General features: G+C 70.3%; 27 protein-coding genes and 1 tRNA gene. 13 read left to right on the top strand and 15 right to left on the bottom strand.

Annotated features, from left to right (window positions below):
- Positions 1-42 precede the first annotated feature (42 nt).
- On the bottom strand, positions 43-588 hold the full coding sequence (locus KE274_RS08405; protein ID WP_211542736.1) for a carboxymuconolactone decarboxylase family protein: 546 nt from the start codon (positions 586-588) through the stop codon (positions 43-45).
- Between the two features lie 120 nt (positions 589-708).
- Here KE274_RS08405 and KE274_RS08400 point away from each other — a divergent pair, with 120 nt between their 5' ends.
- Entirely contained in the window at positions 709-1,560 is an 852-nt protein-coding gene (locus KE274_RS08400; protein ID WP_211542734.1) for an AraC family transcriptional regulator, read from the top strand.
- Position 1,561: 1 nt separating this feature from the next.
- On the opposite strand, the gene KE274_RS08395 is transcribed toward KE274_RS08400, so the two are convergent.
- The 5 genes from KE274_RS08395 to KE274_RS08375 form a co-directional block, all read right to left on the bottom strand.
- Positions 1,562-2,674, bottom strand: coding sequence for a DegT/DnrJ/EryC1/StrS family aminotransferase (locus KE274_RS08395; RefSeq protein ID WP_211542732.1), 1,113 nt, complete (start codon positions 2,672-2,674; stop codon positions 1,562-1,564).
- A gap of 45 nt (positions 2,675-2,719) precedes the next feature.
- Positions 2,720-2,793: transfer RNA gene (locus KE274_RS08390), tRNA-Cys, on the bottom strand.
- Positions 2,794-2,806: 13 nt separating this feature from the next.
- Positions 2,807-4,039: an aminotransferase class I/II-fold pyridoxal phosphate-dependent enzyme gene (locus tag KE274_RS08385; RefSeq protein ID WP_211542730.1), complete on the bottom strand. Its 1,233-nt coding sequence runs from the start codon at positions 4,037-4,039 to the stop codon at positions 2,807-2,809.
- Positions 4,036-5,391: an aminotransferase class I/II-fold pyridoxal phosphate-dependent enzyme gene (locus KE274_RS08380; protein ID WP_211542728.1), complete on the bottom strand. Its 1,356-nt coding sequence runs from the start codon at positions 5,389-5,391 to the stop codon at positions 4,036-4,038. The genes KE274_RS08385 and KE274_RS08380 overlap by 4 nt, the downstream gene beginning before the upstream one ends.
- A 41-nt stretch (positions 5,392-5,432) precedes the next feature.
- Positions 5,433-5,582, bottom strand: a complete 150-nt coding sequence (locus KE274_RS08375; protein WP_211542726.1) for a hypothetical protein — start codon at positions 5,580-5,582, stop codon at positions 5,433-5,435.
- 172 nt (positions 5,583-5,754) lie between these two features.
- Here KE274_RS08375 and KE274_RS08370 point away from each other — a divergent pair, with 172 nt between their 5' ends.
- Positions 5,755-6,444, top strand: coding sequence for a DedA family protein (locus KE274_RS08370; RefSeq protein WP_211542724.1), 690 nt, complete (start codon positions 5,755-5,757; stop codon positions 6,442-6,444).
- 32 nt (positions 6,445-6,476) lie between these two features.
- Positions 6,477-7,262 (top strand): DNA/RNA non-specific endonuclease, encoded by a 786-nt coding sequence (locus KE274_RS08365; RefSeq protein WP_211542722.1) that lies wholly within the window; start codon positions 6,477-6,479, stop codon positions 7,260-7,262.
- Between the two features lie 19 nt (positions 7,263-7,281).
- On the opposite strand, the gene KE274_RS08360 is transcribed toward KE274_RS08365, so the two are convergent.
- Together KE274_RS08360 and KE274_RS08355 are read right to left on the bottom strand one after the other, a co-directional pair.
- The gene (locus tag KE274_RS08360; RefSeq protein ID WP_211542720.1) at positions 7,282-8,370 is read right to left on the bottom strand and encodes an alkene reductase; all 1,089 of its coding nucleotides are present in this window, start codon (positions 8,368-8,370) and stop codon (positions 7,282-7,284) included.
- 39 nt (positions 8,371-8,409) lie between these two features.
- The gene (locus tag KE274_RS08355) at positions 8,410-8,901 is read right to left on the bottom strand and encodes a MarR family winged helix-turn-helix transcriptional regulator (RefSeq protein ID WP_211542718.1); all 492 of its coding nucleotides are present in this window, start codon (positions 8,899-8,901) and stop codon (positions 8,410-8,412) included.
- Here KE274_RS08355 and KE274_RS08350 point away from each other — a divergent pair.
- The 7 genes from KE274_RS08350 (at position 8,900) to KE274_RS08320 (ending at position 13,911) form a co-directional block, all read left to right on the top strand.
- Positions 8,900-9,955 carry an SNF2-related protein gene (locus KE274_RS08350; RefSeq protein WP_211542716.1) on the top strand — a complete coding sequence of 352 codons (1,056 nt, stop codon included), beginning with the start codon at positions 8,900-8,902 and terminating at the stop codon, positions 9,953-9,955. The two genes, KE274_RS08355 and KE274_RS08350, sit on opposite strands and share 2 nt — an antisense overlap.
- An 84-nt stretch (positions 9,956-10,039) precedes the next feature.
- Positions 10,040-10,189 carry a hypothetical protein gene (locus KE274_RS08345; protein ID WP_211542714.1) on the top strand — a complete coding sequence of 50 codons (150 nt, stop codon included), beginning with the start codon at positions 10,040-10,042 and terminating at the stop codon, positions 10,187-10,189.
- A complete protein-coding gene (locus KE274_RS08340) occupies positions 10,186-10,518 on the top strand; it encodes a hypothetical protein (protein ID WP_211542712.1) in 333 nt (110 codons plus the stop codon). The genes KE274_RS08345 and KE274_RS08340 overlap by 4 nt, the downstream gene beginning before the upstream one ends.
- A 216-nt stretch (positions 10,519-10,734) precedes the next feature.
- Positions 10,735-11,553 carry a hypothetical protein gene (locus tag KE274_RS08335; RefSeq protein ID WP_211542710.1) on the top strand — a complete coding sequence of 273 codons (819 nt, stop codon included), beginning with the start codon at positions 10,735-10,737 and terminating at the stop codon, positions 11,551-11,553.
- A gap of 45 nt (positions 11,554-11,598) precedes the next feature.
- A complete protein-coding gene (locus KE274_RS08330) occupies positions 11,599-12,102 on the top strand; it encodes a hypothetical protein (protein WP_211542708.1) in 504 nt (167 codons plus the stop codon).
- A gap of 388 nt (positions 12,103-12,490) precedes the next feature.
- Positions 12,491-13,069, top strand: a complete 579-nt coding sequence (locus KE274_RS08325; protein WP_211542706.1) for a hypothetical protein — start codon at positions 12,491-12,493, stop codon at positions 13,067-13,069.
- Between the two features lie 98 nt (positions 13,070-13,167).
- Complete coding sequence (locus KE274_RS08320; protein WP_211542704.1) at positions 13,168-13,911, top strand: hypothetical protein; 744 nt, start codon at positions 13,168-13,170, stop codon at positions 13,909-13,911.
- Positions 13,912-14,541: 630 nt separating this feature from the next.
- On the opposite strand, the gene KE274_RS08315 is transcribed toward KE274_RS08320, so the two are convergent.
- From KE274_RS08315 to KE274_RS08295, 5 genes are all read right to left on the bottom strand, one after another.
- The gene (locus KE274_RS08315; protein WP_211542703.1) at positions 14,542-14,997 is read right to left on the bottom strand and encodes a MarR family winged helix-turn-helix transcriptional regulator; all 456 of its coding nucleotides are present in this window, start codon (positions 14,995-14,997) and stop codon (positions 14,542-14,544) included.
- A 1-nt stretch (position 14,998) separates the two neighbouring features.
- Positions 14,999-16,759 carry an MDR family MFS transporter gene (locus KE274_RS08310; RefSeq protein ID WP_211542700.1) on the bottom strand — a complete coding sequence of 587 codons (1,761 nt, stop codon included), beginning with the start codon at positions 16,757-16,759 and terminating at the stop codon, positions 14,999-15,001.
- A 47-nt stretch (positions 16,760-16,806) separates the two neighbouring features.
- Positions 16,807-17,175 (bottom strand): hypothetical protein, encoded by a 369-nt coding sequence (locus KE274_RS08305; RefSeq protein WP_211542698.1) that lies wholly within the window; start codon positions 17,173-17,175, stop codon positions 16,807-16,809.
- 58 nt (positions 17,176-17,233) lie between these two features.
- Entirely contained in the window at positions 17,234-17,398 is a 165-nt protein-coding gene (locus KE274_RS08300) for a hypothetical protein (RefSeq protein WP_206252752.1), read from the bottom strand.
- A gap of 118 nt (positions 17,399-17,516) precedes the next feature.
- Positions 17,517-18,836 carry a flavin monoamine oxidase family protein gene (locus tag KE274_RS08295; protein ID WP_211542696.1) on the bottom strand — a complete coding sequence of 440 codons (1,320 nt, stop codon included), beginning with the start codon at positions 18,834-18,836 and terminating at the stop codon, positions 17,517-17,519.
- Between the two features lie 150 nt (positions 18,837-18,986).
- Between KE274_RS08295 and KE274_RS08290 the strand changes: the two genes are divergently transcribed.
- Entirely contained in the window at positions 18,987-19,193 is a 207-nt protein-coding gene (locus tag KE274_RS08290; protein WP_211542694.1) for a hypothetical protein, read from the top strand.
- Between the two features lie 22 nt (positions 19,194-19,215).
- On the opposite strand, the gene KE274_RS08285 is transcribed toward KE274_RS08290, so the two are convergent.
- Positions 19,216-19,590 (bottom strand): VOC family protein, encoded by a 375-nt coding sequence (locus KE274_RS08285; RefSeq protein WP_211542692.1) that lies wholly within the window; start codon positions 19,588-19,590, stop codon positions 19,216-19,218.
- A 14-nt stretch (positions 19,591-19,604) separates the two neighbouring features.
- Complete coding sequence (locus KE274_RS08280; protein WP_211542690.1) at positions 19,605-21,053, bottom strand: MFS transporter; 1,449 nt, start codon at positions 21,051-21,053, stop codon at positions 19,605-19,607.
- A gap of 147 nt (positions 21,054-21,200) precedes the next feature.
- On the opposite strand from KE274_RS08280, the gene soxR reads away from it, so the two are divergent.
- On the top strand, positions 21,201-21,635 hold the full coding sequence (soxR, locus tag KE274_RS08275) for a redox-sensitive transcriptional activator SoxR (RefSeq protein ID WP_307872173.1): 435 nt from the start codon (positions 21,201-21,203) through the stop codon (positions 21,633-21,635).
- Positions 21,636-21,752: 117 nt separating this feature from the next.
- Positions 21,753-22,868, top strand: a complete 1,116-nt coding sequence (locus tag KE274_RS08270) for a fatty acid desaturase family protein (RefSeq protein WP_211543374.1) — start codon at positions 21,753-21,755, stop codon at positions 22,866-22,868.
- Positions 22,869-22,917: the final 49 nt, after the last annotated feature.

Here is a 22,917-nt window from a genome sequence, read left to right as displayed (position 1 = left end):
AAGGGGCCGGATCCCCCGCGGATCCGGCCCCCTCCCGTGTCGTCACGCCGCGCGACGCAGCGGCACCGTCGGGAAGTCGATCGGCACGTCGAGCGCCAGATTCACGTAGTTCGTGAACAGGTTGAGCGCCACCTGGCCGATGGTCTCCACGATCTCCTCGTCGCTCCAGCCCTGGGCGCGCACGGCGTCGACCTGGGCGGACGTCACCTGGCCGCGCTCCTCCACGACGGCGAGCGCGAACGACAGCAGGGCGGCCGTACGCGGGTCGTCCGACGAACCCGCCTGCGCCGCGGCGAGCGCGTCGGCGGAGAGGCCGGCCTTCTTGCCCAGCGCGGTGTGGGCGGCGAGGCAGTAGCCGCACGAGTTGCGGTTGGCGACCGCGACGGCGATCTGCTCGCTGAGGGCGGGACCGAGCGTTCCGCCGCCGTAGGCACCGAACGCGCTCCACATGCTGGTGAGCGCGGCCGGGGAGTTCGCGACGGCGCGGAACATGGCGGGCACGGCGCCGAACGCGGCACCGATCTGGTCGAGCTGGTCCTTGACGGCTCCGGTGGCGGTGTCACGGTCGACGAGAGGGACGTTGGGCACGGGATGCTCCTTTGTTCGCACGGGCCGGGTTTCGGCCTCTTCCCCAGTCTCGTCAGCCCGCCCGGACGATACGCATCATCCTGTCTTGCATTCACCGCAGATCGTCCAGAGAATGAGAGAGTGCCGCCCGTCGACCGACTCACCCCGCTGCTCGACCGGTTCCGCGTGCGCACGCGGCTGTTCCACACCGGGCCCCTGTGCGGCACCACGCACTTCGCGGCGAGCCGAGGACAGGGGTTCCTGCACGTGCTGCGCCACGGCGAGCTCGAACTGACGCACCCGCGCGCCGACGGCGGCACCGCGCGCGAACGCATCACCCGGCCGAGCGTGCTGTTCTTCCCGCGGCCGCTCGACCACACGTTCCTCAACGCCCCGACCGCGGACTCCGACTTCGCCTGCGCCACGATCGACGTCGACGGCGGTGCGACCCATCCGCTCCTGCGCACGTTGCCGCCCGTGATCGTGCTGCCCCTCGACGAGGTCGCCTCCCTCTCCCCCGCCCTCGATCTGCTGTTCGCCGAGGTCGACAACGTGCGCTGCGGCCACCCCCTGCTCGCCGACCGCCTGTTCGAGGTCGTGCTGATCCAGCTGCTGCGGTGGATGCTCGATCACCCCGAGGGCCTCGCGCTGCCGCCCGGCCTGCTGCCGGGGCTCGCCGACCACCGTCTCGCCCCCGCCCTGGTCGCGATGCACGAGGCGCCGGGTGATCCCTGGACGCTGGAGACCCTCGCCCGCCGCGCCGCCCTGTCGCGCAGTGCCTTCGCCGCGCGCTTCAAGGAGGTCGTCGGGCGGGCGCCGGGCGACTATCTCACCGACTGGCGGCTCACGATCGCACAAGAGCAGCTGCGCGCCGGCATGACCGTCAGCGCGGTCGCCGCCGAGCTCGGCTACGCCAGCGCCTCGGCGTTCTCCCGGGTCTTCACGCAGCGCCTCGGGCACTCCCCGCGCGCGTGGCTCGGCCTCGCCGCGTGACTCAGCCGCCCGCCGACATCACCGCGCGAAGCCCGGATACGACGCGGTCGAGGTCGCCGCTCGTGAGCGAGGGGTGCACCGGGATCGACAGCACCTCGGCGGCGGCACGTTCGGTCTCCGGCAGCTCGACACCGTTCGCGTAGCGCTCGAGTGACGGCAGGCGGTGGTTGGGGATGGGGTAGTACACCCCCGTGCCCACGCCGTGCTCCGCGCGCAGCGCCTCCCGCACGCGGTCGCGCTCCCCGTCGGCGATGCGCACCGTGTACTGGTGGTACACGTGCTCCGCGCCCGCCGCGACCCGGGGCACCGTGAGCCCGTCGATGCCGTCGAGCGCCGCGTCCAGCACGGCCGCGTTGCGCTGGCGCTGCGCCGTCCACGCCACGACCTTGCGCAACTGCACGCGCCCCACGGCGGCGTGCACCTCGCTCATGCGGTTGTTGTAGCCGACGATCTCGTTGGCGTACTGCGTCTCCATGCCCTGATTGCGCAGCAGCCGCACGCGCCGCGCGAGACCCTCGTCGGCGCAGGCGACCATGCCGCCCTCGATCGCGGTCATGTTCTTCGTGGGATACAGGCTGAACATCGCGAACGATCCGATCGTGCCGACCGGGCGCCCCCGCCACGACGCACCGTGGGCCTGCGCGGCATCCTCGTAGATCGCGAGTCCGTGCGCGGCCGCGACCTCCTCGATCTCGTCGACCAGGAAGGGGTGGCCGTACAGGTGCACGGGCATGATGCCCTTCGTGCGCGGCGTGACGAGCGCGCGCACCCGCTCCGGGTCGAGCGTGAAATGGACGGGCTCGATGTCGGCGAACACCGGGGTGGCTCCGGCGAGCACGACCGAGTTCGCGACGGCGGCGAACGTGAAGGACGGCACGATCACCTCATCCCCCGGGCCGACGCCGGCCGCGATCAGCCCCAGCAACTGCCCGCTCGTGCCGGAGTTCACGGCCACGGTCGTGCGCCCGCCCAGGAACTGCGCGGCGAACTCCTCCTCGAACGCCGCCACCTCGGCGCCCTGGGCGAGCATGCCGCTGCGCAGCACGCGTTCCGCCGCGGCCACCTCCTCGTCGCCGATCAGCGGCTTGGCGGCGGGAATGAGCTGGTCGTGCATGGCGGTGCCCTTCGTCGTGGTCGGGTCGGCTCCCGGGAGCCGGTCTGGAGGTGGAGGCAGGAATCGAACCTGCGTACACGGTCTTGCGGACCGCGACCTGGCCACTCGGTCACTCCACCGGGTCGTGCGGTGTCAGCTCCCCGGTGGGGAGTACCCCTGGAGGAAGCCGCCGAAGCGTTCCAGCGCGTCCGTCAGCACGGGAGCCTCCGGCAGGAACGCGATCCGCACGTGGTCGGGGCGCGGCCAGTGGAACCCGCGGCCGTGGGCCAGGAGGATCCGCTCCGCGTCGAGCAGGTCGAGCACGAGACGCTCGTCGTCACGCACCGGGTACCGCTCGGGATCCAGGCGCGGGAACAGGTAGAGCCCTCCCCCGGCATCCGCGACCTCGACGCCCGGGATCGCCCGGAGGGCCGCGGTGGCGGCGTCGCGCTGCACGGTGAGCCGGCCATCGGCCGCGACCAGGGCATCGAGCGAGGAGTCGTGCTCCAGCGCCGCGACGATCGCGTGCTGCGCCGGCACCGAGGCGCACATCCGCAGCGAGGCGAGCAGCCGCATCCCGGACAGGAACGGGTCGTCGGGCGCGAAGCCCGAGGCCACCGCCCATGCCGCCCGGTACCCCGCCACGCGGTGCGTCTTGGACAGTCCGGCGAAGGTCACGCACGGCTGCTCCGGCGCGACCTGCGCGGTGGAGAGGTGCGTGTGGCCGGGGTAGACGACGCGGTCGTAGATCTCGTCCGACAACAGCAGCAGCCCGTGACGCCGTGCGAGCTCGGCGATCCCCTCCAGCGTCGCGCGGTCGTACACCGCGCCGGTGGGGTTGTTCGGCGTGATGACCACGACGGCGACCGTGCGCGGGCCGATCAGCGCGGCCATCGCGTCGAGGTCGGGCAGCCACCCCTCCTCCTCGACGCACGGGTAGTGCACCGCACGGCCGCCCGACAGCACCGTGGACGCCGTCCACAGCGGGTAGTCCGGACTCGGCACGAGCACCTCGTCGCCCGGCTCGAGCAGCGACTGCAGCACGATGCCGACCAGCTCGGACACGCCGTTGCCCACCGTGACGTCGTCCACTCCCACCCGCGGGAAGCCCGCCCTCCGGGCGTAGTGCGCCGCGATCGACTCCCTGGTCTCGGTCAGCCCCAGCGACTCGGAGTAGCCGTGCGCGTGCGGAAGCGCCTCCCGCAGAGCTTCCACGATCACGGGCGGCACCTCGAAACCGAACGGCGCCGGGTTGCCGATGTTGAGCCGCAGGACCTCCTCGCCACGCGCCTCGAGCTCCGCAGCCCGGGCGGCGACCGCGCCCCGCAGCTCGTACTGCACGCCGTCGAGCCGCGATGAGCGACCGACCCGGAGCACACCGGTCATTCCGCCTGCTCCCGCGCCGCCCCCGTGACCACCGCCGCGACGTCATCGGCCAGGCGCCGCAGCTCGTCGTCTTCGAGGTCGTGCACGGTGAGCCGGACGTGCCGGGAGCCGGGTCCGCCCCGCTCGAGCGCGAAGTCCGCCCCCGCGCGCACCAGCCAGCCGCACGTCGCGAGTCGTTCGGCCGCCCGCTCCGCATCGTCGTGCACGTCGAGCCAGACGTTGAGCCCGGCACCCCCGTCGACCGCGAGCCCGCGCTCGCGCAGCATCCCCACGAAGGCCCCATGGCGCTCGGCGTAATGCGCGCCGGCGCGGGCGATCTGCTCGCGCACGCCCGCGTCGCGGAGCATCCCGGCGGCGAGGCGCTGCATCACATGACTGACCCACATCGTGCCAGGGCTCAGCCGCAGCGCGAGCCGCTCGGCGGTGACCGGGTCGGAGGCCGTGAGGGCGAGGCGCAGGTCGGGCCCGAGGAACTTCGACACCGAGCGCACCAGCGCCCACCGCTCGTGCGTCGGCGCGATGATGCTGGCGTAGGGGGTGGGGGCGAGCAGCGAGAAGTGATCGTCTTCGATCAGCAGCACGTGCGGATGGGGCGCGAGCACGGCACGCAGCGCGGCGGCACGCTCGGGGGTGATGCTGGCACCGGTCGGGTTGTGCGCGCGGGGCGTGCAGACGATGGCCCGCACCCCGCTGTCGAGGGCGGCCCGCACGCCGTCGACCGTCATGCCCTCGGCGTCGACCGGGATGGCGACGGGGGCGTATCCCGCGAGGCGCGCGGTCTGGATGCTGGAGAGGAAGCAGGGGTCTTCGAGCCCCACGCGGTCGCCCTGCACGAGCGTCTGCGCGAGGAGGCGTTCCACCGCGTCGACCGCGCCCGCCGTGACCGAGAGGCGGAACGGACGTGGATGATCCGCCGCGATCCACGGGGTGGCCCACTCGGCGAGGCCGGGGTCGATGACGGATTCGCCGTACAGCACGTGCTCCGGTCGGACGGTGGCGAACGCCGCCGCGAGGTCGGGCAGCAGGGCCGTCTGCGGGTTGCCGCTGCCGAGGTCGCGCAGCACGGTGCCCGGCGTGAAGCCCTCGTCCGCACCGGCGTCCGGGCCGAGCACGGTGGTGCCGGTGCGTCCGCCCGTCGCGGCGATGCGGGCCGTGACCAGGGCACGGTAAGCCGCGAGCACGGTGTTGCGGTTGACGCCGAGCCTTTCGGCCAGGGTGCGAACGGGCGGCAGCTGATCTCCGGGGGCGAGGGCACCCTGCTCCACGAGGTCGCGGATGCTGTCGGAGATCTCAGCCGCGGTGGCCCCGGAGATCGGGACGTGGTGGGGGTCGCGCGCGTCGTCCGAGGCCATGCCTCGACCGTAGGCCAGATATTGACCTATGTCAAAGTCCGCTAGGGGCGGTCATCGACCTCCACGCCGTCCTCCTGCTCCTCCGCGTCGAGGTCGGTGACGTCGACCTCGGGGGCATCCCCCTCGCCGTTGGTGGCCGTCGGCGGCTCGCCGTGGAATCCGGTCGTCTCCTCAGGGCGGTGATCGGACATGTCTCCTCCTCGTGGTCGGTGAGCCCAGCGTCGATCGGCCCGCGCGAGCGCGCCAGCGCCTTGACACGACCGGAGCGACTGCGGCACACCGCGCGCAGGTGGAGTCCAGGGAGGAGCGATAGCGTGCAGAAGACCCCCGCACGATCACCGCGATCCCCCGACAGAGGACACGATGACCCACGGCACGCTCCCCCTCGCCGCCCCCCAGTCCGGATACGAGGGCTTCATCGGCTGGGTCCTCAGCCTGATCGAATCGCTCGGCGAGGTCGGCGTCGGGCTCGCCGTGCTGATCGAGACGTTCGTCCCGCCGATTCCCTCGGAGGCGATCCTCCCCGTGGCCGGATTCCTCGCCTACGACGGCCGCATGAACGCCTGGGGCGCCTGGGCCGCGGCCACGATCGGCGGGCTCGTCGGCGCCTGGATCTGGTACGGGATCGGCGCCGCGATCGGCCGGAACCGCACCCGCCGCCTGGTCGGACGCGTCCCGCTGCTCGACCACGACGACTTCGACAAGGCGGAGGCGTTCTTCCAGCGCTGGGGCGGACGCGCGGTGCTGTTCGGCCGCTGCGTGCCCCTGGTGCGCTCGTTCATCTCGATCCCGGCCGGCATCGAACGCATGACCCTGTGGCGCTTCACGCTGTACACCACGATCGGATCGGCGGTGTGGAACGGCATCTGGATCGGCCTGGGCTTCGCGTTCGGCCCCGCGATCCGGCCCGTCCTGGAACAGTGGAGCGGCGTGCTCTCCGACGTGGCGGTGGGCGCCATCGTCCTGCTGCTGCTGCTCTTCATCGCGCTGCGCATCCGACGGCGGATGCGCGAGGCGGCCATGCGACGCGAGCAGGAGGAGGGCTCGGCCTGACGGATGTCGGCGGCGCACGGCACGATGGACGCATGACGGACGGCTACGAACCGGGGTTCCTCGGCCTCCCGCTCCCCCTGCCCATGCCCGCCGTGCCGATCCGCGTGCTGCCCTCTCCGCGCTTCACGGTGCTGCTCGACCCCGAGCGCCGGCTGGCCGCGGTGACCGGGGTGAACATCGACGGCGAGCTCCTGCTCGACCTGCCCCGCACGGGCGACTGGCGCTTCGACGAACGCGTGCCCGAAGGCGAGCAGACGGGCCCCGCCGTCTACGCCCGCAACGACCTCGACCGCGGGCACCTGGTGCGGCGGCGCGACCCCGGCTGGGGCGAGGCCGCCGAGGCCCGCGCGGCGACGGAGGCCACGTTCACCTACCCCAACGCCGCGCCGCAAGCGGCCGGGTTCAACCAGTCGAAGCAGCTGTGGCTCGGCCTGGAAGACCACGTGCTCGCCTACGCCGAGGCCACGGCGCAGCGCCTCTCGGTGTTCACCGCACCCGTGCTCGCGCCGGACGACCCCGAGTACCGCGGCATCCGCATCCCGCTGCGGTTCTGGAAGGTCGCGGCCTGGCGGAGCGCCGACGGGCTCGCGGCGGCCGGCTTCGTGCTCGACCAGTCCGCGCTGGTGCGCACGCACGAGGGCACCCTGACGGTCGCGCCGCTCGGCGGGTTCCGCACCTTCCAGGCACCGGTCGCCGAGATCGCGCAGCTCACCGGGGTCGACCTCGGCCCGCTCGTCACCGCCGACGTGCTCCCGCGCCGCGGCGCGCGCGACGCCGGCTGGCTGCTGCTCCGCGGGGCCGACGACATCGTGCTGTGACGCCGCCGACCCTGCGCGCTCAGTTTCCGGAGCGCGCGACCTCGAGCGACGGGTAGTCGACGTACCCCTCGGCCGTGGAGCCGTAGAACAGCTCGGGACGCGGCTCGTTCAGCTCCGCGCGGGTGCGCCACCGCTCGACCAGGTCGGGGTTCGCGATCACCGGGCGACCCGCGGCGACCGCGTCCGCCCAGCCCTCCGCCACCAGCTCCTCCGCGACCTCGCGCGTGGTGGGGACGCCGAAGCCCGTGTTCACGATCAGCGGCGCGCCGGCGGTACGGCGGAGGTGCTGCACGAGGTCGCCGGACGGCTCGGCGTGGAGCACGTCGACGAACGCGAGGCCGAGCGGCGCCAGACCCTCCGCGACCGCGGTGTAGGTGGCGCGCACGTCGTCGGCGTCGTCCTCCAGCACCCCCTGGATGCCATGCTGCGGAGACAGGCGGATGCCGGTGCGGTCCGCTCCGACCGCAGCCGCGACAGCCGCCGTGACCTCGACCGCGAAGCGCGCCCGGTTCTCGGGCGAGCCGCCGTAGCGGTCGTCGCGCACGTTCGACACCGGCGACAGGAACTCGTGCACCAGGTAGCCGTTCGCGCCGTGCACCTCGACCCCATCGAAGCCCGCGGCGATCGCGTTGCGGGCGGCCTGGGCGAACTGCTCCACGACCACCGGGATCTCATCGAGCGTGAGCGCGTGCGCGACGGGGAGGTCGCGTTTGCCCTCGGGCGTGCGGGTCTGTCCCGGCGCGGCGAGAGCGCTCGGGCCCACGACGCGCGACTCCCCGGAGATCGCGGGGTGTCCGACGCGTCCGCCGTGCATGAGCTGCATCACGATCGTGCCGCCGGCCCCGTGTACTGCGTCGGCGATGCGGCGCCAGCCCTCGATCTGGGCGGGTGTGACGATGCCCGGCTGCCCGGAGTACGACTGCCCTTCGCGGGCGGGCCAGACACCCTCCGAGACGATGAGGCCCTGTCCCGCACGCTGCCGGTAGTACTCCTCCATGACCGACGTGGGCACGCCGTCGGCGTCGGCGCGAGTGCGCGTGAGGGGCGCCATGACGACGCGGTTGGACAGCTGCAGGGCGCCGAGAACGGCGGGGTCGTAAAGAGTCACAGTGGGGACCAATGCCCCGGGCGCGCGAGGTATTCCCGCTCAGCCGCCGAGATCGGCCAGCAGGGTGGCGAAGTGGTCGAGGTCGGCCGCCGACCAGTTGCGGAGCCGTTCGCCGATCCGCCCCTCGTAGCGGGAGCGGGCGATGGCCACACGCTCCTGCGCGAGCTCCGTGGCCACGAGCACGCGCGCCCGGCGATCCTCGGGGTCGGGGATGCTCTCCACGAGCCCGAGCTGTTCCAGCTGCTTCACCTGACGGCTCACCGCCGACTTGTCGGTCTGGAGTCGCTCGATGAGGGCACCGGCCGACGTGGCTGTGCCGGACAGGATCGAGACGAGCACCTGATAGCCGAGCGGCTGCAGCTCGGGGTGCACGGTCGCGGCGGCCTCGCGCCACCCGACGCGGATGCGGGCGATGAGTCGTCCCAGCTCGTGCTCGACGCGCACGACCGCGGCGTGCTCGGCGTCGGCCTCGGGCGACGGGGAGGAGTCGACGGCACCCTCGCCGCGGGCAGGATCGGACGCGGCACTCATGCCGCCAGTGTACGGCGAAGCCCCGCCGTCCCTGGGGGCCACCTACGTCATCGGCGCGACCGCGACCCCGGTGTACAACTACGGGTCAGAGATCTGGAACATCGCGGACATCCTGTCCCCGGGCGAGCTCGGCACCCGCGACGAGTTCCTGCGCGAGTGGGGTGGCGCGACGATGACCAACGGTCGCGCCATGGTGAAGAACCCGCACGCCCTCGGCTCCTACATGCGCGAGTCCGGCTTCCTCCTGGCCCGCACCCGCGAGGACGTCGGCCGGGAGCTCCCGAAGACGATCAAGCACACCATCGACGTCGACTTCGACCCCACCGCCCTCGACGACGTGAAGGGCGACCTCGCGAAGCTCGCCAAGCTGATCCTCAACGGCTCGACCGACCGGCAGGAACGATTTCAGGCCTCCGGCGAGATCGACTGGAAGATGCGCCAGGCAACAGGCGTCGGCAAGGCACCGTTCGTCGCCGAGTTCGCGAAGCTGCTCCTCGAGTCCGAGCAGAAGATCGTCCTCTGGGCGTGGCACCGCGAAGTGCACGAGATCCTCATGCGGGAACTCCGCGAGTTCCACCCGATGCTCTACACCGGCTCCGAATCACCCGCCCAAAAGACCCGCGCAGAAGCCGCATTCACGACCCCACCGCTCGACCCGAACGACCCGCACGTCACCGAGGAGCAGCTCCGCGCCCAGTGCCGAGTCCTCATCATGTCGCTGCGCTCCGGCTCCGGCGTCGACGGCCTCCAGAAGGTCGCCTCCGTCGGCATATTCGCCGAGCTCGACTGGTCCCCGCAGGTCCACGAGCAGGGCATCGGCCGACTCCGCCGCGACGGCATGGGCGACGCGCCACCCGTCATCTACTACGCCGTCACGAGTGAAGGCTCCGACCCCGCCCTAATGCAAGTACTCGGCATCAAGCGCCGCCAGTCCGAGCAGCTGATGTCCAAGGACGGCCAGCTCTTCAACAACTCGACCACCGACCCCAACCGCGCCCGACGCCTCGCCCGCCAGGTCCTCGGCCTGCCCGCAGAACAGGAACAAGCATCATGACCAAACCCTCCAAGATCACACCACTCACCGGTGCCCAGCAGACCGCGCTCATCGAGATGCTCGGTGTGGTTTGAGTGGTTCAAGATGCCACAGAACACGACCGAGATCGCCTATGTCCACGAGAACGGCGATGTCTTCGACCCGGTGCGCGGATGGAACCCGCCCGAGTTCACCATCGCCGCAGCTGAGGGCAACGTGCGTCGGCTCGTGCGTGCTGCTGGGTGTGCGCGATGAGCGAGCAGATGCGACCGAGCACCGCTCGCGTGCAGGTGTGCGATCTCTGCGGAGAGCCCGTCGACACCTACGGCCACCGCGACTGGTCGGCGCTGAACATCGGTCACGCACCGATTGGCTCGGGGCAGAAGGATGCCGTGAAGAAGGCATTCGTCTTCTGGCGTAAGAGGCACGGCGATCGAGCGAGCGGGGCGCCAGAGCGTGACTACCGAGAGTGGCGTTGGGACTTCCACGGCGAATGCCTAGTGAAGGCGCTGATGCCGCTTGTCACGGACGAAGCCCGATCGGATGCCGGTGTCATCGGACAGGAAGGGGAGAGCCGCGGATGAGACACCTCCAAGCACGGCGAAACCGTCGACAACGACGACGGCACCCTCTACGCGCTCAGCTCCATGAGCCTCGGCACCACCACCGTTGCACTCCGCGCCGTGACGATGACCTACCGCCACGCCACCGAAACACTCGCTGGCCGCATCCTCCGCGTCCACGCACGCCCCTAACCGCCGACCGCGCTCGCCGTATCGACGATCCGACATACTGTGGAGATGGATCTTCCCGAGCTGCTCGTCGTGGCCTTCGACGTCACCATGGAGCTCGCGAACCTGCTCCTCGAGTACCTCAAGGTGCTCGCATGGCCAATCGCGGTGATCACCCTCGCATTGCTGTACAAGAGGCCGCTCATCAGCGTTCTCGACAGACTGCGCAAAGCCACCGGGTGGGGTGCGACACTCGAACTCGAGAACGAGGCGCGCGAGCTTGCTGACGAGTCCGCCCAGCTTGAGATCAAGGAAGGGCTCGTGCCCTCATCGACGGGTGACGAGACGGCACTCGACATTCGCGGCGCAGATCGCGGCCTCCCCAGCGACCGCACTGACACTGCTGCTCCGGTCATCGCGCGCGACGAGCCGCCCATGGAAGGCGATTCCCTCACGGACGACCTTCGGCAGGTTGCGGACTCGGCGGCAGCTACCCCGAGCTCCCCCGGTACCCGTCAGTTCCGCGTGTTTACGTCGCAGCGCTCGAGCCGCTGGAACATCATCGCTGCCTGGGACACGCTGCAGCACACCGCTAACAGGCTGGGCCACCTACTTGGGCTGTCACCTAACCACTCGCGCAACATTTCAGCGCTTACTGCCCATCTCGCCAACCAAGGCCTCGTCTCTACGGACACCGCGGACCTAGCCGACCGCCTCTACACGCTGCGTAGCCGACTGCGATACGACGACCTCCCCCCGCTCGCGATCGAGAACTTCGTCGACGCCACCCAGAGCATGACCGACATCCTCGAGGGAGTCATCGACAAGCTCCAGCGCGCACACAGCAGACCTGCCCACAACGAACCCACGTCACACGACGTCCAGTAGCGCCAACTCGCTGCGCCCACCAACGCCACCGCAAAGAAGAAACAGATGATCGAGATCAACGCTGACGACGCCGACGACGACCAAGCACCTGACCTCCAAGCGGCCTACAGCGATCTGGTGCAAGGACTCAAGGCAAACGCTCTCCCCGCCGAGACCCTGAAGGAACTCAGCGCCAACTTCGCCAGAGCGTCGGGTCTCGACCGCATCACTCAGGACCTCGCAAGCAAGTTCGTTCCCCCGACGCTGCTCACCACCCCCAGCGCGTCGCCCATAGGCGACGCCCTTTTCGACCTGCCCATCGACACGTCGCACCATGACACCGCCCGCAACACCGAACGGATGGCGGAATCACTCGAGGCCCAACGCCAAGCCGTCGCCCAACTCGTCCAGCTCACCACCGCCAGCCTCGCCCTCACTACCGAACAGCGCGAAGCATCGGAGCGCGCCGAGCGGTTCTCCCGACGTACCACCATCACGTCCGTCATCATCGCCGGCGCCTCCCTCGGAACCTCCATCGCCGCGCTCATCGTCGCCGTCATCCTCCGGTGACTGCACAAAACCACCAAGATCGTCCTGTATGACCCCCACCCCCACGACACGCTCATACGCCCGCGCTCGCCGCGTGACGCGCAGGTTCGTTCGGTACCTTTTCGGCGCGCGATAGAAGTGTTTCTATCGCCAGACACACGCCCCGACGCTTTCTAGCCCGGGGCGTTCGTCGTCCTCGGGCTGCCACTCGTCAGGTGGCTTGTTCGCCGGTTACGGGTTTCCGAGCGAGCCGCGTGCCCTCACGCTGCAACGATGTGAGGGCACGTCTCCGAGCACGAACCGGGAGGTCAGCCGATCGCCACCAAACAGCGGAAGCCCGACGCATAACCGGCCGAGGTTGTCCAGCGACCTGGCAGGATGAAGCCACAACCCGCAAGGAGAGCCAACGATGACCGACCTCGAGACAGCCCGCACCCGAGCCGAAACCGCCCGCACCAACGTCGAGACGGTGAAGAAGGAAGTCGGTGAAGACTTCCGTGAGCACCTCGCCGCCGCCCTCGAGCAGATGCTCGAGCGGACCATCGTCGAGCAGCACGACATCACCACTGCCATGAACCCCGCCGAACTCGTCACCCTTAAGATCAACATCACGCAGGCCGCGACCACCGCGATCGACCAGGTCGACGCGCAGCTCGACCTCCTCGACATCGAAGAGCTCGCCAAGAAGGCTCGGCCCAACATGACTGGCGAGAGCTTCGTCGACTACCGCGAGGTGCTCTCCCCCCTGCTGAGGATCACGGGAGAGTTGCTCCAGAAGGCCGGCTACTCGATGGAGGGTCTCGAATCCGCGCGCTTCGGCCGCGGCTACGACATCGCCAATCTCAACGCCGGGTATGCAGCGCCGACTGCAGCGCGCCGCCTCGACGCCGCCATCGAAGGGTACGGCAAGGCCGCGGCTGCGCTCGCCGAGGCCGACACCGCCGCGAAGCAGGCCAGAGCGCGCGAAGCTTGGGACAACGCCGACTGACGCCCAATGCCCCCGGAGCACGACAGCATGCTCCGGGGCACTCGCCCCCCGCACCAGGCGCTACACCCGCGCTCGCAGCAATCGAATTCAGGAGCACGATGGAACTTGCAGACTGGCTCAGTATCGTCCTCGAGTACCTCAAGGTACTCGCCTGGCCGGCTATGGTCCTGACCCTGGCGCTCATCTTCCGCCGACCCCTCATCGACATTCTCGTCCGGCTTCAGAAAGCGAGCGGCTGGGGAGCACAGCTCGAACTACGCCAAGAGATCCGAGAAGCTGCCGAGGACTCCGCGACCACTCCGGAAGCGATCATCGAGGCCGCCACCGAGCCACCGATTGCTCCCCCGGCAGAGAAGCCATCGGCCACAGAGCAGTCGGCTGAGTCCTCGAAGCACAAGATCACTCCGAGGTCCTCGCTCTCGGATGTCCGTGGCCGCGACGGCTGGCGCACCGACGCCTCGATCGAAGTCGGCCGCGCCGCCGTAGAGGCGTTGGTCAAACGAGACAGGGACCGCGCAGAGCGCCGCGCGGTCATGCTCATCAGGTGGTACGAACTCGAAGACGTAGCCAGACGCCTTGGCGAGAAGTACGGCCTGCCTCCCCACGCACGTCGCGTAGCCGACGTCGCCAGTTTTCTCGCAACCAAGAAGCACTTCAGTCCGGAAATCGAGAGCGTCGTGGAACGCCTCACCGATATCCGCGAGCGGCTCAACGATGCCGGACGAGAAGATCTCACCCCCCAAGCCGCCAACGACTTCATCAACGCGACAAACAACATCCGCGTGGCCTTCGAACGCGATGAAGAGCGCTATTTCCCACCCGCCGACGACAGCAGCCTCTGACCGAGGGAACGATCCCGAAGCGTCGACACGCCCGTAACGCCCGCGATCGCGATGTGACGCGTGATTTCGTGTGGTACCTTTTCAGCGCGCGGTAGAAGTGTTTCTACCGCCAGACACACGCCCCGAGGCTTTCTAGCCCGGGGCGTTCGTCGTCCTCGGGCTGCCACTCGTCAGGTGGCTTGCTCGCCGGTTATGGGTTTCCGGGCGAGCCGCGTGCCCTCGCGCTGCAACGGCGTGAGGGCACGCTTCCGAGCACGAACCGGGAGGTCAGCCGCATGAAGGTCTGCATCGAGCCGGGATGCCCTCAGCTGGTCGTCAATGGCCGATGCCTGGAGCATGCCAGGTTGGTCGAGGCGCGACGTGGGTCGCGGCAGGCACGAGGCTACGACGCCGCCCACGACCAACTCAGAGCCGAGTGGGAGCCGCGCGTGGCTACGGGCCGTGTGCGATGCGGCCGCTGCCGCAAGCTCATCCGTCCGGGTGCCGCATGGGACCTTGGCCACGATGATCATGACCGCAGCCGCTACACAGGACCCGAGCACCAGGCATGCAACCGAGCAGCCGGCGGCCGGTCAGCGCACCAACGGTGACCAAACCCCCGCCTGGCGGCGGGGCTTCCTCCGGACTGCGTCACACCTCCGACAGCAACCGGAACGCCTTCGACGCGGCCTCGATCTCGTGCGGCGTCAGCTGGTCGATCACGGCACGCAGGCGGGTGCCGTACTCCCGGCGGACCTCGGCGAGCGCGGAGCACGCCCCCGGGGTCGCGGTGAGCACGCGCAGCCGCCCGTCGCGCTCGTCCGGGTGGGAGTCGAGCAGGCCCAGCTCCTCCAGCATGCGCACCTGTCGGCTGACGACCGACTTGTCCATCTCGAATCGCTCGGCCAGCTCGTGCGCGTTGGCCGAGCCCGCCCGGTCGATGAACGTGAGCAGCTTGTAGCCGGCCACCTGGAGCTCCGGGTGGACCCGGGCTGCGGATTCCTTCCACAGCGACCGGGTCCGCGCGAAGATCAGGTTGAGGTGCGCCTGCAGGTCGCTGAGCGCCGTGTCGACGTCGGCAGTGCCGACCGCGTCGGGGGCGATCACGTCAGCGCTCCTGCGTCCGATCCTGGCGCTCGCGCTCGAGCACGCCCACGGTTCCCGTGGTGGTGGCGGGCTCCGTCTGCGCCGTGCGGATCGTGCCGGTGGCGAGCGAGGCTCCCACCTCGGCCTCGGAGACCTCGATCACCGACTCCTCGGCGTTCTCGCGCAGCTGCTCCGCGGCGTTCTTGGTCGACAGCGGCTTGTTCTTGATGAACGCGATCGCGATGATCGAGATCACGGCGAGCGGGATCGCGATGATGAACGCATCGGCGATGCCGTGCCCGTAGGCGCTCTCGACGATCGACCGCAGCGAGTCGGGCAGCTGCGCCACCTTCGGCACGTCACCGGAGGCGAGGTGCTTCAGTGCGTCGATCTCCGCCTGGCTCGACGGCGTGAAGCCCTTGAGCCCGTCGGTGACGTAGTTCGCGACGCTCGTGGACAGCAGCGAGCCCATCACGGTCACGCCGATGGTGCCGGCGATCGTGCGGAAGAAGTTGACGTTGGAGGAGGCGGCGCCGAGCTGGCGCGGATCGGTGTCGTTCTGCACGATCAGCGTGAGGTTCTGCATGACCATGCCGAGCCCGGCACCGAGCACGAACATGTACACCGCGACCAGGGCGAACGGGGTGTCGTAGCGCAGCGTGGCCATCAGGCTCACACCGATCGTGGCGAGCACGGAACCCGCGAGCATCCAGCCCTTCCACTTGCCGAAGCGGCTGACCAGCTGGCCGATGATGATCGACGCCCCCATCTGGCCGATGATCATCGGGATGGTCATGAGGCCGGACTCGGTGGGCGTGGCACCGCGAGCGAGCTGGAAGTACTGCGCGAGGAACACGGACGTGGCGAACATCGAGACGCCGATCGCGATCGACGCGATGACCGACAGCGTGAAGGTGCGGTTGCGGAACAGCGACATCGGGACGATCGGTTCCTTGACGAAGAACTCGACCGCCACGAACCCGGCGATCGCGAGGCCCGCGATCACGGCAAGCACGATGCTCGTGGAGGAGTCCCAGTCGAACTGGTTGCCGCCCATGGACACCCAGATGAGCAGGCTCGAGACGCCGACCGCGAGCAGCACGATGCCGAAGTAGTCGATCGACACGCGGGTGTCGCGCTGCGGCTTGGGCAGGTGCAGCGTGAACTGCAGCAGCACGAGGGCGACGATCGCGAAGGGCACGCCGACGAAGAAGTTGGCGCGCCAGCCCCACGCATCGGTGATGACGCCGCCGAGCAGCGGGCCGCCGATCGTGCCGAGCGCCATGATGCCGCCGACGACGCCCATGTACTTGCCGCGCTCGCGCGGGGAGATGATGAGCGCCACCGCGATCATGACGAGCGACATGAGGCCGCCGACGCCGATGCCCTGCACGACGCGGACCGCGATCAGCATGTTCGTGTCGGTGGAGAATCCGGCGATGACGGTGCCGGCGGTGAAGAGGATCAGCGACAGCTGGATGAGGACCTTGCGGTCGACCAGGTCGGCAAGCTTGCCCCAGATCGGGGTCGAGACGGCGGTCGCCAGCAAGCTCGCGGTGATGACCCAGGTGTACTGGGACTGCGTTCCGCCGAGGTCGGCGATGATGACCGGCATCGAGGTCGACACCACGGTGCCCGAGAGCACGGCGACGAACATGCCGACGATGAGGCCGGAGATCGCGGTGAAGACCTCGCGGGCCGAGCGCGTGGCTCCGGCCGTGGAAGAAGAGGTGTGTGTCAAGGGGAAACGCTCCTGCGTAGAAAGTTGATCGAGATCAACCATACGCCGATGGTTGCGAAAACGCAACTATCGGGCGGGCCCCTGTCCCGTCAGCCGCAGAACGCGCCGAGCGACTCGTGCAGCTGCTCCACCGCCTCGATCGTCTCCGGCGCCTGCAGATCGCTCATGCCGCCCAGCTGATCCGCCCCCGACGCGATCACGTCTCCGAGATGCCCGTCGATCCCGGCCGCCAGATCGTCGAGGGTCGCCACCAGCCGATCCCGCGCGGCATCGGCCTGCTCCGCCGTCGCGCCGCCCTGGTCGAGCAGACCCTGATACTGCGCGTAGGCCTCGTCGATCGTGGCGCACGCGCCCTGCACATCCACCCCGAGGGCATCACCGGCCGCCTGTGTGACCTGCGAGCAGCCCGCGAGGAGCCCGGCGGTGAGGAGCAGGGGGACGACGGCGAATCGGCGCATGACCCGAGGGTAACCCGAGGCACCTGGACCGATCCTGACCCGCCGCCGCCCCGCGCGGTCAGCCGCCGGACGGGTTGTCGAGCGGGCGACCCTCGTCGTCCGTCGTCTCGCGCTCGAGCACCTCGTCGGTCGTGTCGCCGCCCTCGTCGGGAGCGCCGCCCGAGGCGGTGTCGGCCTCTTCATCGGCCCCCGGAGTGCCCTGCGTGTTCTGCGGATCGCTCATGTCATGCCTCCTTTGTCGGTGCCCCGACCGTAGGGGCACCGACCGCCGCCAGCGCAGGGCCTTGACCGCCGCCGCCCCAGGCCCCACACTCGCGAAGCCGCCCGCGCCTGCCGCAGGCTCAGCCGGCCCAGAGCCGCTCGATCGGCACCGCCGCGCCGAGGATGCGCTCCGCGGCCCGGTGACCCGACAGCATCGCGGCCGGCACGGTCGCGGGGTCGTCGGTCCACGTGGCCTCCCCGGCGAGGTGCAGCACGCCGCCGATCGGCGTCGCGAGATCGTCGTGGTCGGCGGTCGTGGAGCCCAGGGTCATGTAGGCGTACGAGCCGTGTGAAAACGGGTCGTCCTGCCACGCGGTGCGGTGCACCCCGACCGGCTCCGGGACACCGTCGCCGTACAACCGGCGCAGCTGCGCCATGACCGAGGCCACGACCCGCTCGTCGTCCCAGTCCCTCGTCGCGGTCGCCGCCGGACCCGCCGCGAACGTGAGCAGCGTCGGCTCCCCGTGCGCGGCCGTGAGGTCGTACCAGGAGTGCCACCACCGCGACTCCGGCCCCTGCTGCCGCACGGCGTACACGCCCTCGTCCCAGAACCGCTCCGCGAAGCGCAGGAACACCTTCTCGAACGCGTTCATGCGCAGCCGCCCGAGCGCGGCGGCATTGACCGAGGGCAGCGGAGGCACGATGTCGACCGCTCCGGAGCGGAGCACGCCGACCGGCAGCGTCACGACCGCGGTGTCGCCCGCGAACACGCCGCGCCCGGTGTGCACCAGCACCCCGTCGGTCCAGTCCACGGCCGTCACCACGTGGTCGAGCCGCACGTCGAGCCCCTGCGCCAGCCGCTCGGGCAGCACGCCGTAACCGTCGGGGAACACGACCTCGTCGCCGTCGATCTGGTCGTCGTCGAGCCCGTGCGCCGCGAGGTCCTCGATCCACGCGCCGTACTGCTCCTCCGCACGGTGCTCCAGATATTCCCGCACGCGCTGGGCGCGCTCCGTATCCCACCCCTGCCGCGCCAGGACCTCTTCCGTGACCTCGCGATACGACGCCTCAGGCGCCGACGCGGCGATCACCTCCGGCAGGGCGGCGTCGACCGCGTGCACGTCGGCCGCGAACGCGCGAGCGGCCTCGTCCGACAGTCGCCGCCCGTCGGGTCCGTAGTAGGCGATCGGGCGGCTGTCCACCTGGTACCCGCCGACCGTGAACTCCACCGTGCGCATGCCGAAGGCGGCAGCCGCTGCCGCGACCGGGCTGCCGTCCACACCGTGGATCCACGAGGCGCCGAGATCCGTGGCGCCGTCCGTGCGGTCGGTGTACACGCGCCCGCCCACGCGGTCGCGCGCCTCCAGCACCACCACGGTGCGCCCCGCGTCGCGCAGCAGCCGGGCGGCCGTCAGCCCCGCGACACCCGCACCCACCACGACCGTGTCGACCCGTTCCATGTCGCTCCTTCGCGCTCGCGCCCCGGCCCGCGCGGGGGCTGTCCCGACGATAGCCCAGCGACCCGGCGCCCGACAGAGCAGCGGCCACCACATCGTCCGCGGCTCCGCAACCCCCTGGTCCACGTCGTCGGGCGGACCGACCCTGGGCGCATGAGCCACCACCCCGATGACATCGCCCAGCCGCTCGACCACCTGCCGCCGCGCGAGGAGCGCGACAAGGCCGTGGAGATCGAGGAGCCCCACTATCCGACGTCGGACACCCCGCCCGGCTCGTCGACGGTGTCGCCGGACACCGCCGCGGAGCCGGACAAGCCGAACCGCCACGGCGTCGACAAGCTCCCGCCCACGTCCCGCTGACTCCGCGGGACGGGCGACCGCGTCACTCGGCGAACTGGATGAGACCCAGGTGGTTGCCGTCCGGGTCGAAGAACTTGAGGAATCGCGCGAACCCGCCATCGTCGAAGCTCGCCACCCTCACGCTCTCTCGGTCGAAACGGTCGGCCAGAAGGTCGATCTGGTCGGTCCTCAGGAAGAAGAGGGGACGCTCCTCCCCCGCGACAACGAGCCGCACGGCCTCGTGACCCGGCGCCGCCCACAGCATGAGGTCGGGCCCGCCATCGACCCGCAGCATGGCGCTCGTCCCGTAGTCCGTCAGGACCCGGTAGTCGAGCACGCGCTCGTACCACGCGACGGCCGCCGCGAGATCGGCGACTGGCAGCTGGACGTGGTCGAGTCCGGTGAGCAGGGACGTCATGGGTTCTCCTCGTGTCAGGGGGCGACGGAGCGATTCTGCCCGACATCGGACTCCTCCGTGGCACCGATCCCGATGCCCCAGCTCGCCCCACGCGCCAGCATCACACCGAGCACCGACACCACCGCGAACGTCAGCATCAGCAGACGGGCCGAGCCGACGAGGTCGGGAACCGCGAGGTTCACGAGCACGCCGGCCAGCGCCGCACTGAAGGCGCTGGCGATGAGGAACACGGTGTTCACCGCGGCCGCCGCCTTCGCCCCCTCCTCGTCATCGCGCGTACTGCCGAGCGCGGCGACCGTGAGGTGCGGGAAGCCCAGGCCGATTCCCGCTCCGGCGACGAACAGCGTGACGAACCACAGCGCCACCACGAACACCGACGGCCCTGCCTGCTGGAGCAGCCCGTAGGCGGCGAGCCCGAGCGCGACCGTGAGCGGGCCGAGCGTGATGAGCACCCGACGCGAGCGGATGCCGGTGGCGTTCGCGGTGAACATCTGCGTGACCGACCACCCGAGCGAGAGCGCCGCGCCGAGCAGTCCGGCCACGAACGGCATGAGGCCGCCGATCTGCTGGCCGAACAGCGGGATGAAGGCCTCGGTGCCGATGCCGAACGCCAGGATCGCGACCGTCAGGTACACCCAGCCGAGCGACGAGCCGCGTGCGAAGGTGACGCGCGGGAGGATGCCGACGCGTCCGCGGCGCTCGTGCCGGAGGAACCACAGGCCGAGCGCCGCACCCACCACCAGCGCGACCGCGGTGGCGATCCCGGTCGGAACCACACTCGCGACGCCGACCGCCGCCACACCGCCCGCGAGCAGCACGAGCGAGGCCCACGGCACCGGATCGCCGGAGCGCGTGCGGGTCGTCCGCGGCAGGGCGCGCACCACCACGACGCCGATCAGCGCCGAGACGACCGCGAGCCCGACGAACGTCACTCGCCAGGCGTCGAGCTGTGCGAAGATCCCGCCGACGACCGGGCCGACGAGGTTGCCCACGCCCCACATGGCCGATACCAGCGCGGCCCCGCGTGCCCAGAGCCGCTCCGGAAGGGCCCGCTGGATGAGGGCGTAGCCGAGCCCCGCGAGCAGTCCACCGCCGAGGCCCTGCACCGCCCGGCCCACGAGCAACGCCGCCATCCACGGACTCGCGGCGCACAGCAGTGAACCCAGGGCGAACAGCCCCAGCGCGAGCAGGTACGCCCGCACGGCGCCCTGCCGCGTGAGCACACGGCTCACCAGCATCGAGCTGATCACCGACGCCAGGAGGAACATCGTCATGGTCCACGCGTAGAACTCGGCGCCGCCGATGTCGGCGACGATCGTGGGCAGGAGGCTCGTGGTGAGGTACACGTTGCTCGCCTCCAGGAGCACGCCGCCCGCGAGCACGGCGGCGACCGGCGCGTACCGGCTCCCGAGGAGCTCGCGCCAGCTTCCGGCGGACGGGGTCGAGGTCATTGAAGAGGACATGGGTTCCTTCGCGGCGTCGGCGGGGCGCACACCCCGCGGCCGCGCTTGTCGGCGGCCGTGCGCCACGCTATGACCTCAAGTAATGTTGAGGTCAAGCGCTGCGGCGAGAACGCCCGCAGTCGTCCGGATGACGAGGAGGGACGGCGCGTGGAACCGGAGGATCTGCTCCCGATCGGGGAGGTCACGCGGCGCACGGGTGTCGCCGCCTCCGCCCTGCACTTCTACGAGCAGCTCGGCCTGATCTCCTCCACCCGCACCGCGGGGAACCAGCGCCGCTACCGCCGCCACATGCTGCGCCGCGTGTCGCTCATCGTCGTTGCGAAGCGCATCGGCATCCCCCTCAGCGAAGTGCAGGAACTCTTCCAGACGCTGCCGCTCGACACGCCACCCTCGCACGCCGACTGGCGCCGGGTCGCGAAGCAATGGCGCGCCCAGCTCGAAGAGCGCCGCACCCAGCTCGAGCACCTGCAGCGCGAGCTCACCGGCTGCATCGGCTGCGGCTGCCTGTCGCTCAAGGCGTGCCGTCTGCTCAACCCGGAGGACGCCCTCGGCGAGGACGGCCCCGGCCCCCGCCGCATCTGAGCGCGCCCGCCTCCGACGCATGCCGTGCGGCGTATGCGGACGGGGTTAGCCTGAGGACAGCGATCGGCACCTGCCCTTGGCTTCGACAGCTCAAGGGCTCCCGATCGACAGGAGAGGATCATCTCCCTCACCCGAACTGACACCCCCGTCTCCACCCTCGGCCCCGTCCGCCAGACCTACGCGGGCACCGCCGAATTCCCCCCGCTGACGCGTGCGTATCGCGACGTGCAGCAGGTGGTCAAGGAGACCGGGCTGCTGCAGCGCACCCCCGTGTTCTACTCGCTCGTCGGCGGCGCCCTGCTGCTGGCCCTCGCCGGCTGCGTCACCGGCTTCCTCCTGCTCGGCGACAGCTGGTTCCAGCTGCTCATCGCCGGGGCACTCGGCATCGTCTTCACCCAGATCGCCTTCCTCGCGCACGAGGCCGCCCACCGGCAGATCCTGTCGTCCGGCCCCGCCAACTTCCGTCTCGCGCGCATCCTCGCCGGCATCGTCGGCATGAGCTACCACTGGTGGGACTCCAAGCACACGCGCCACCACGGCAACCCCAACCAGGTCGGCCGCGACCCCGACATCGAGGTCGACACGATCTCCTTCCTGGAGACCGACGCGGCGCAGTCCCGCGGGCTCGTGCGACTCATCACCCGCAAGCAGGGCTGGCTGTTCTTCCCGCTGCTGACGCTCGAGGGCCTGAACCTGCACTACATCGGCCTGCGCCACCTGCTCACCCGCAAGAACGTGAAGGGCCGCTGGATCGAGCTGTCGCTCATCGTCGCACGCTTCGCGATCATCCTGATCCCGGTGTTCCTGATGCTGCCGCTCGGCATGGCGTTCGCGTTCCTCGGCGTGCAGCTCGCCGTGTTCGGCGTGTACATGGGCGCCTCGTTCGCCCCGAACCACAAGGGCATGCCGATCATCGCCCCCGACGCCAAGCTCGACTTCTTCTCCAAGCAGGTGCGCACCTCGCGCAACATCCACGGCGGCCGCTGGGTCACCTGGCTGATGGGGGGCCTCAACCACCAGGTCGAGCACCACCTGTTCCCCAACATGTCGCGCCTGCACCTGGCGAAGGCGCGTGAGATCGTGCGCGACTACTGCGCGGTCAACGGCATCGCCTACACCGAGACGAGCCTGGTGCGCTCCTACGCGATCGTGATCGACTACCTCAACCGGGTGGGGCTCGCCGCGCGCGACCCGTTCGACTGCCCCGCCGCCGCCCAGCTGCGTCGCGCCTGACCCACCGCCCGGACGACGGGGAGGGCGATCGCGCCGCGGGAGAATGGAC

It is taken from the genome of Microbacterium paraoxydans, from assembly GCF_018224615.1.
Classification (GTDB): domain Bacteria; phylum Actinomycetota; class Actinomycetes; order Actinomycetales; family Microbacteriaceae; genus Microbacterium; species Microbacterium paraoxydans_B.
Note: the sequence above shows the minus strand (reverse complement) of the source record. Positions and strands in the feature narration are given on the sequence as shown.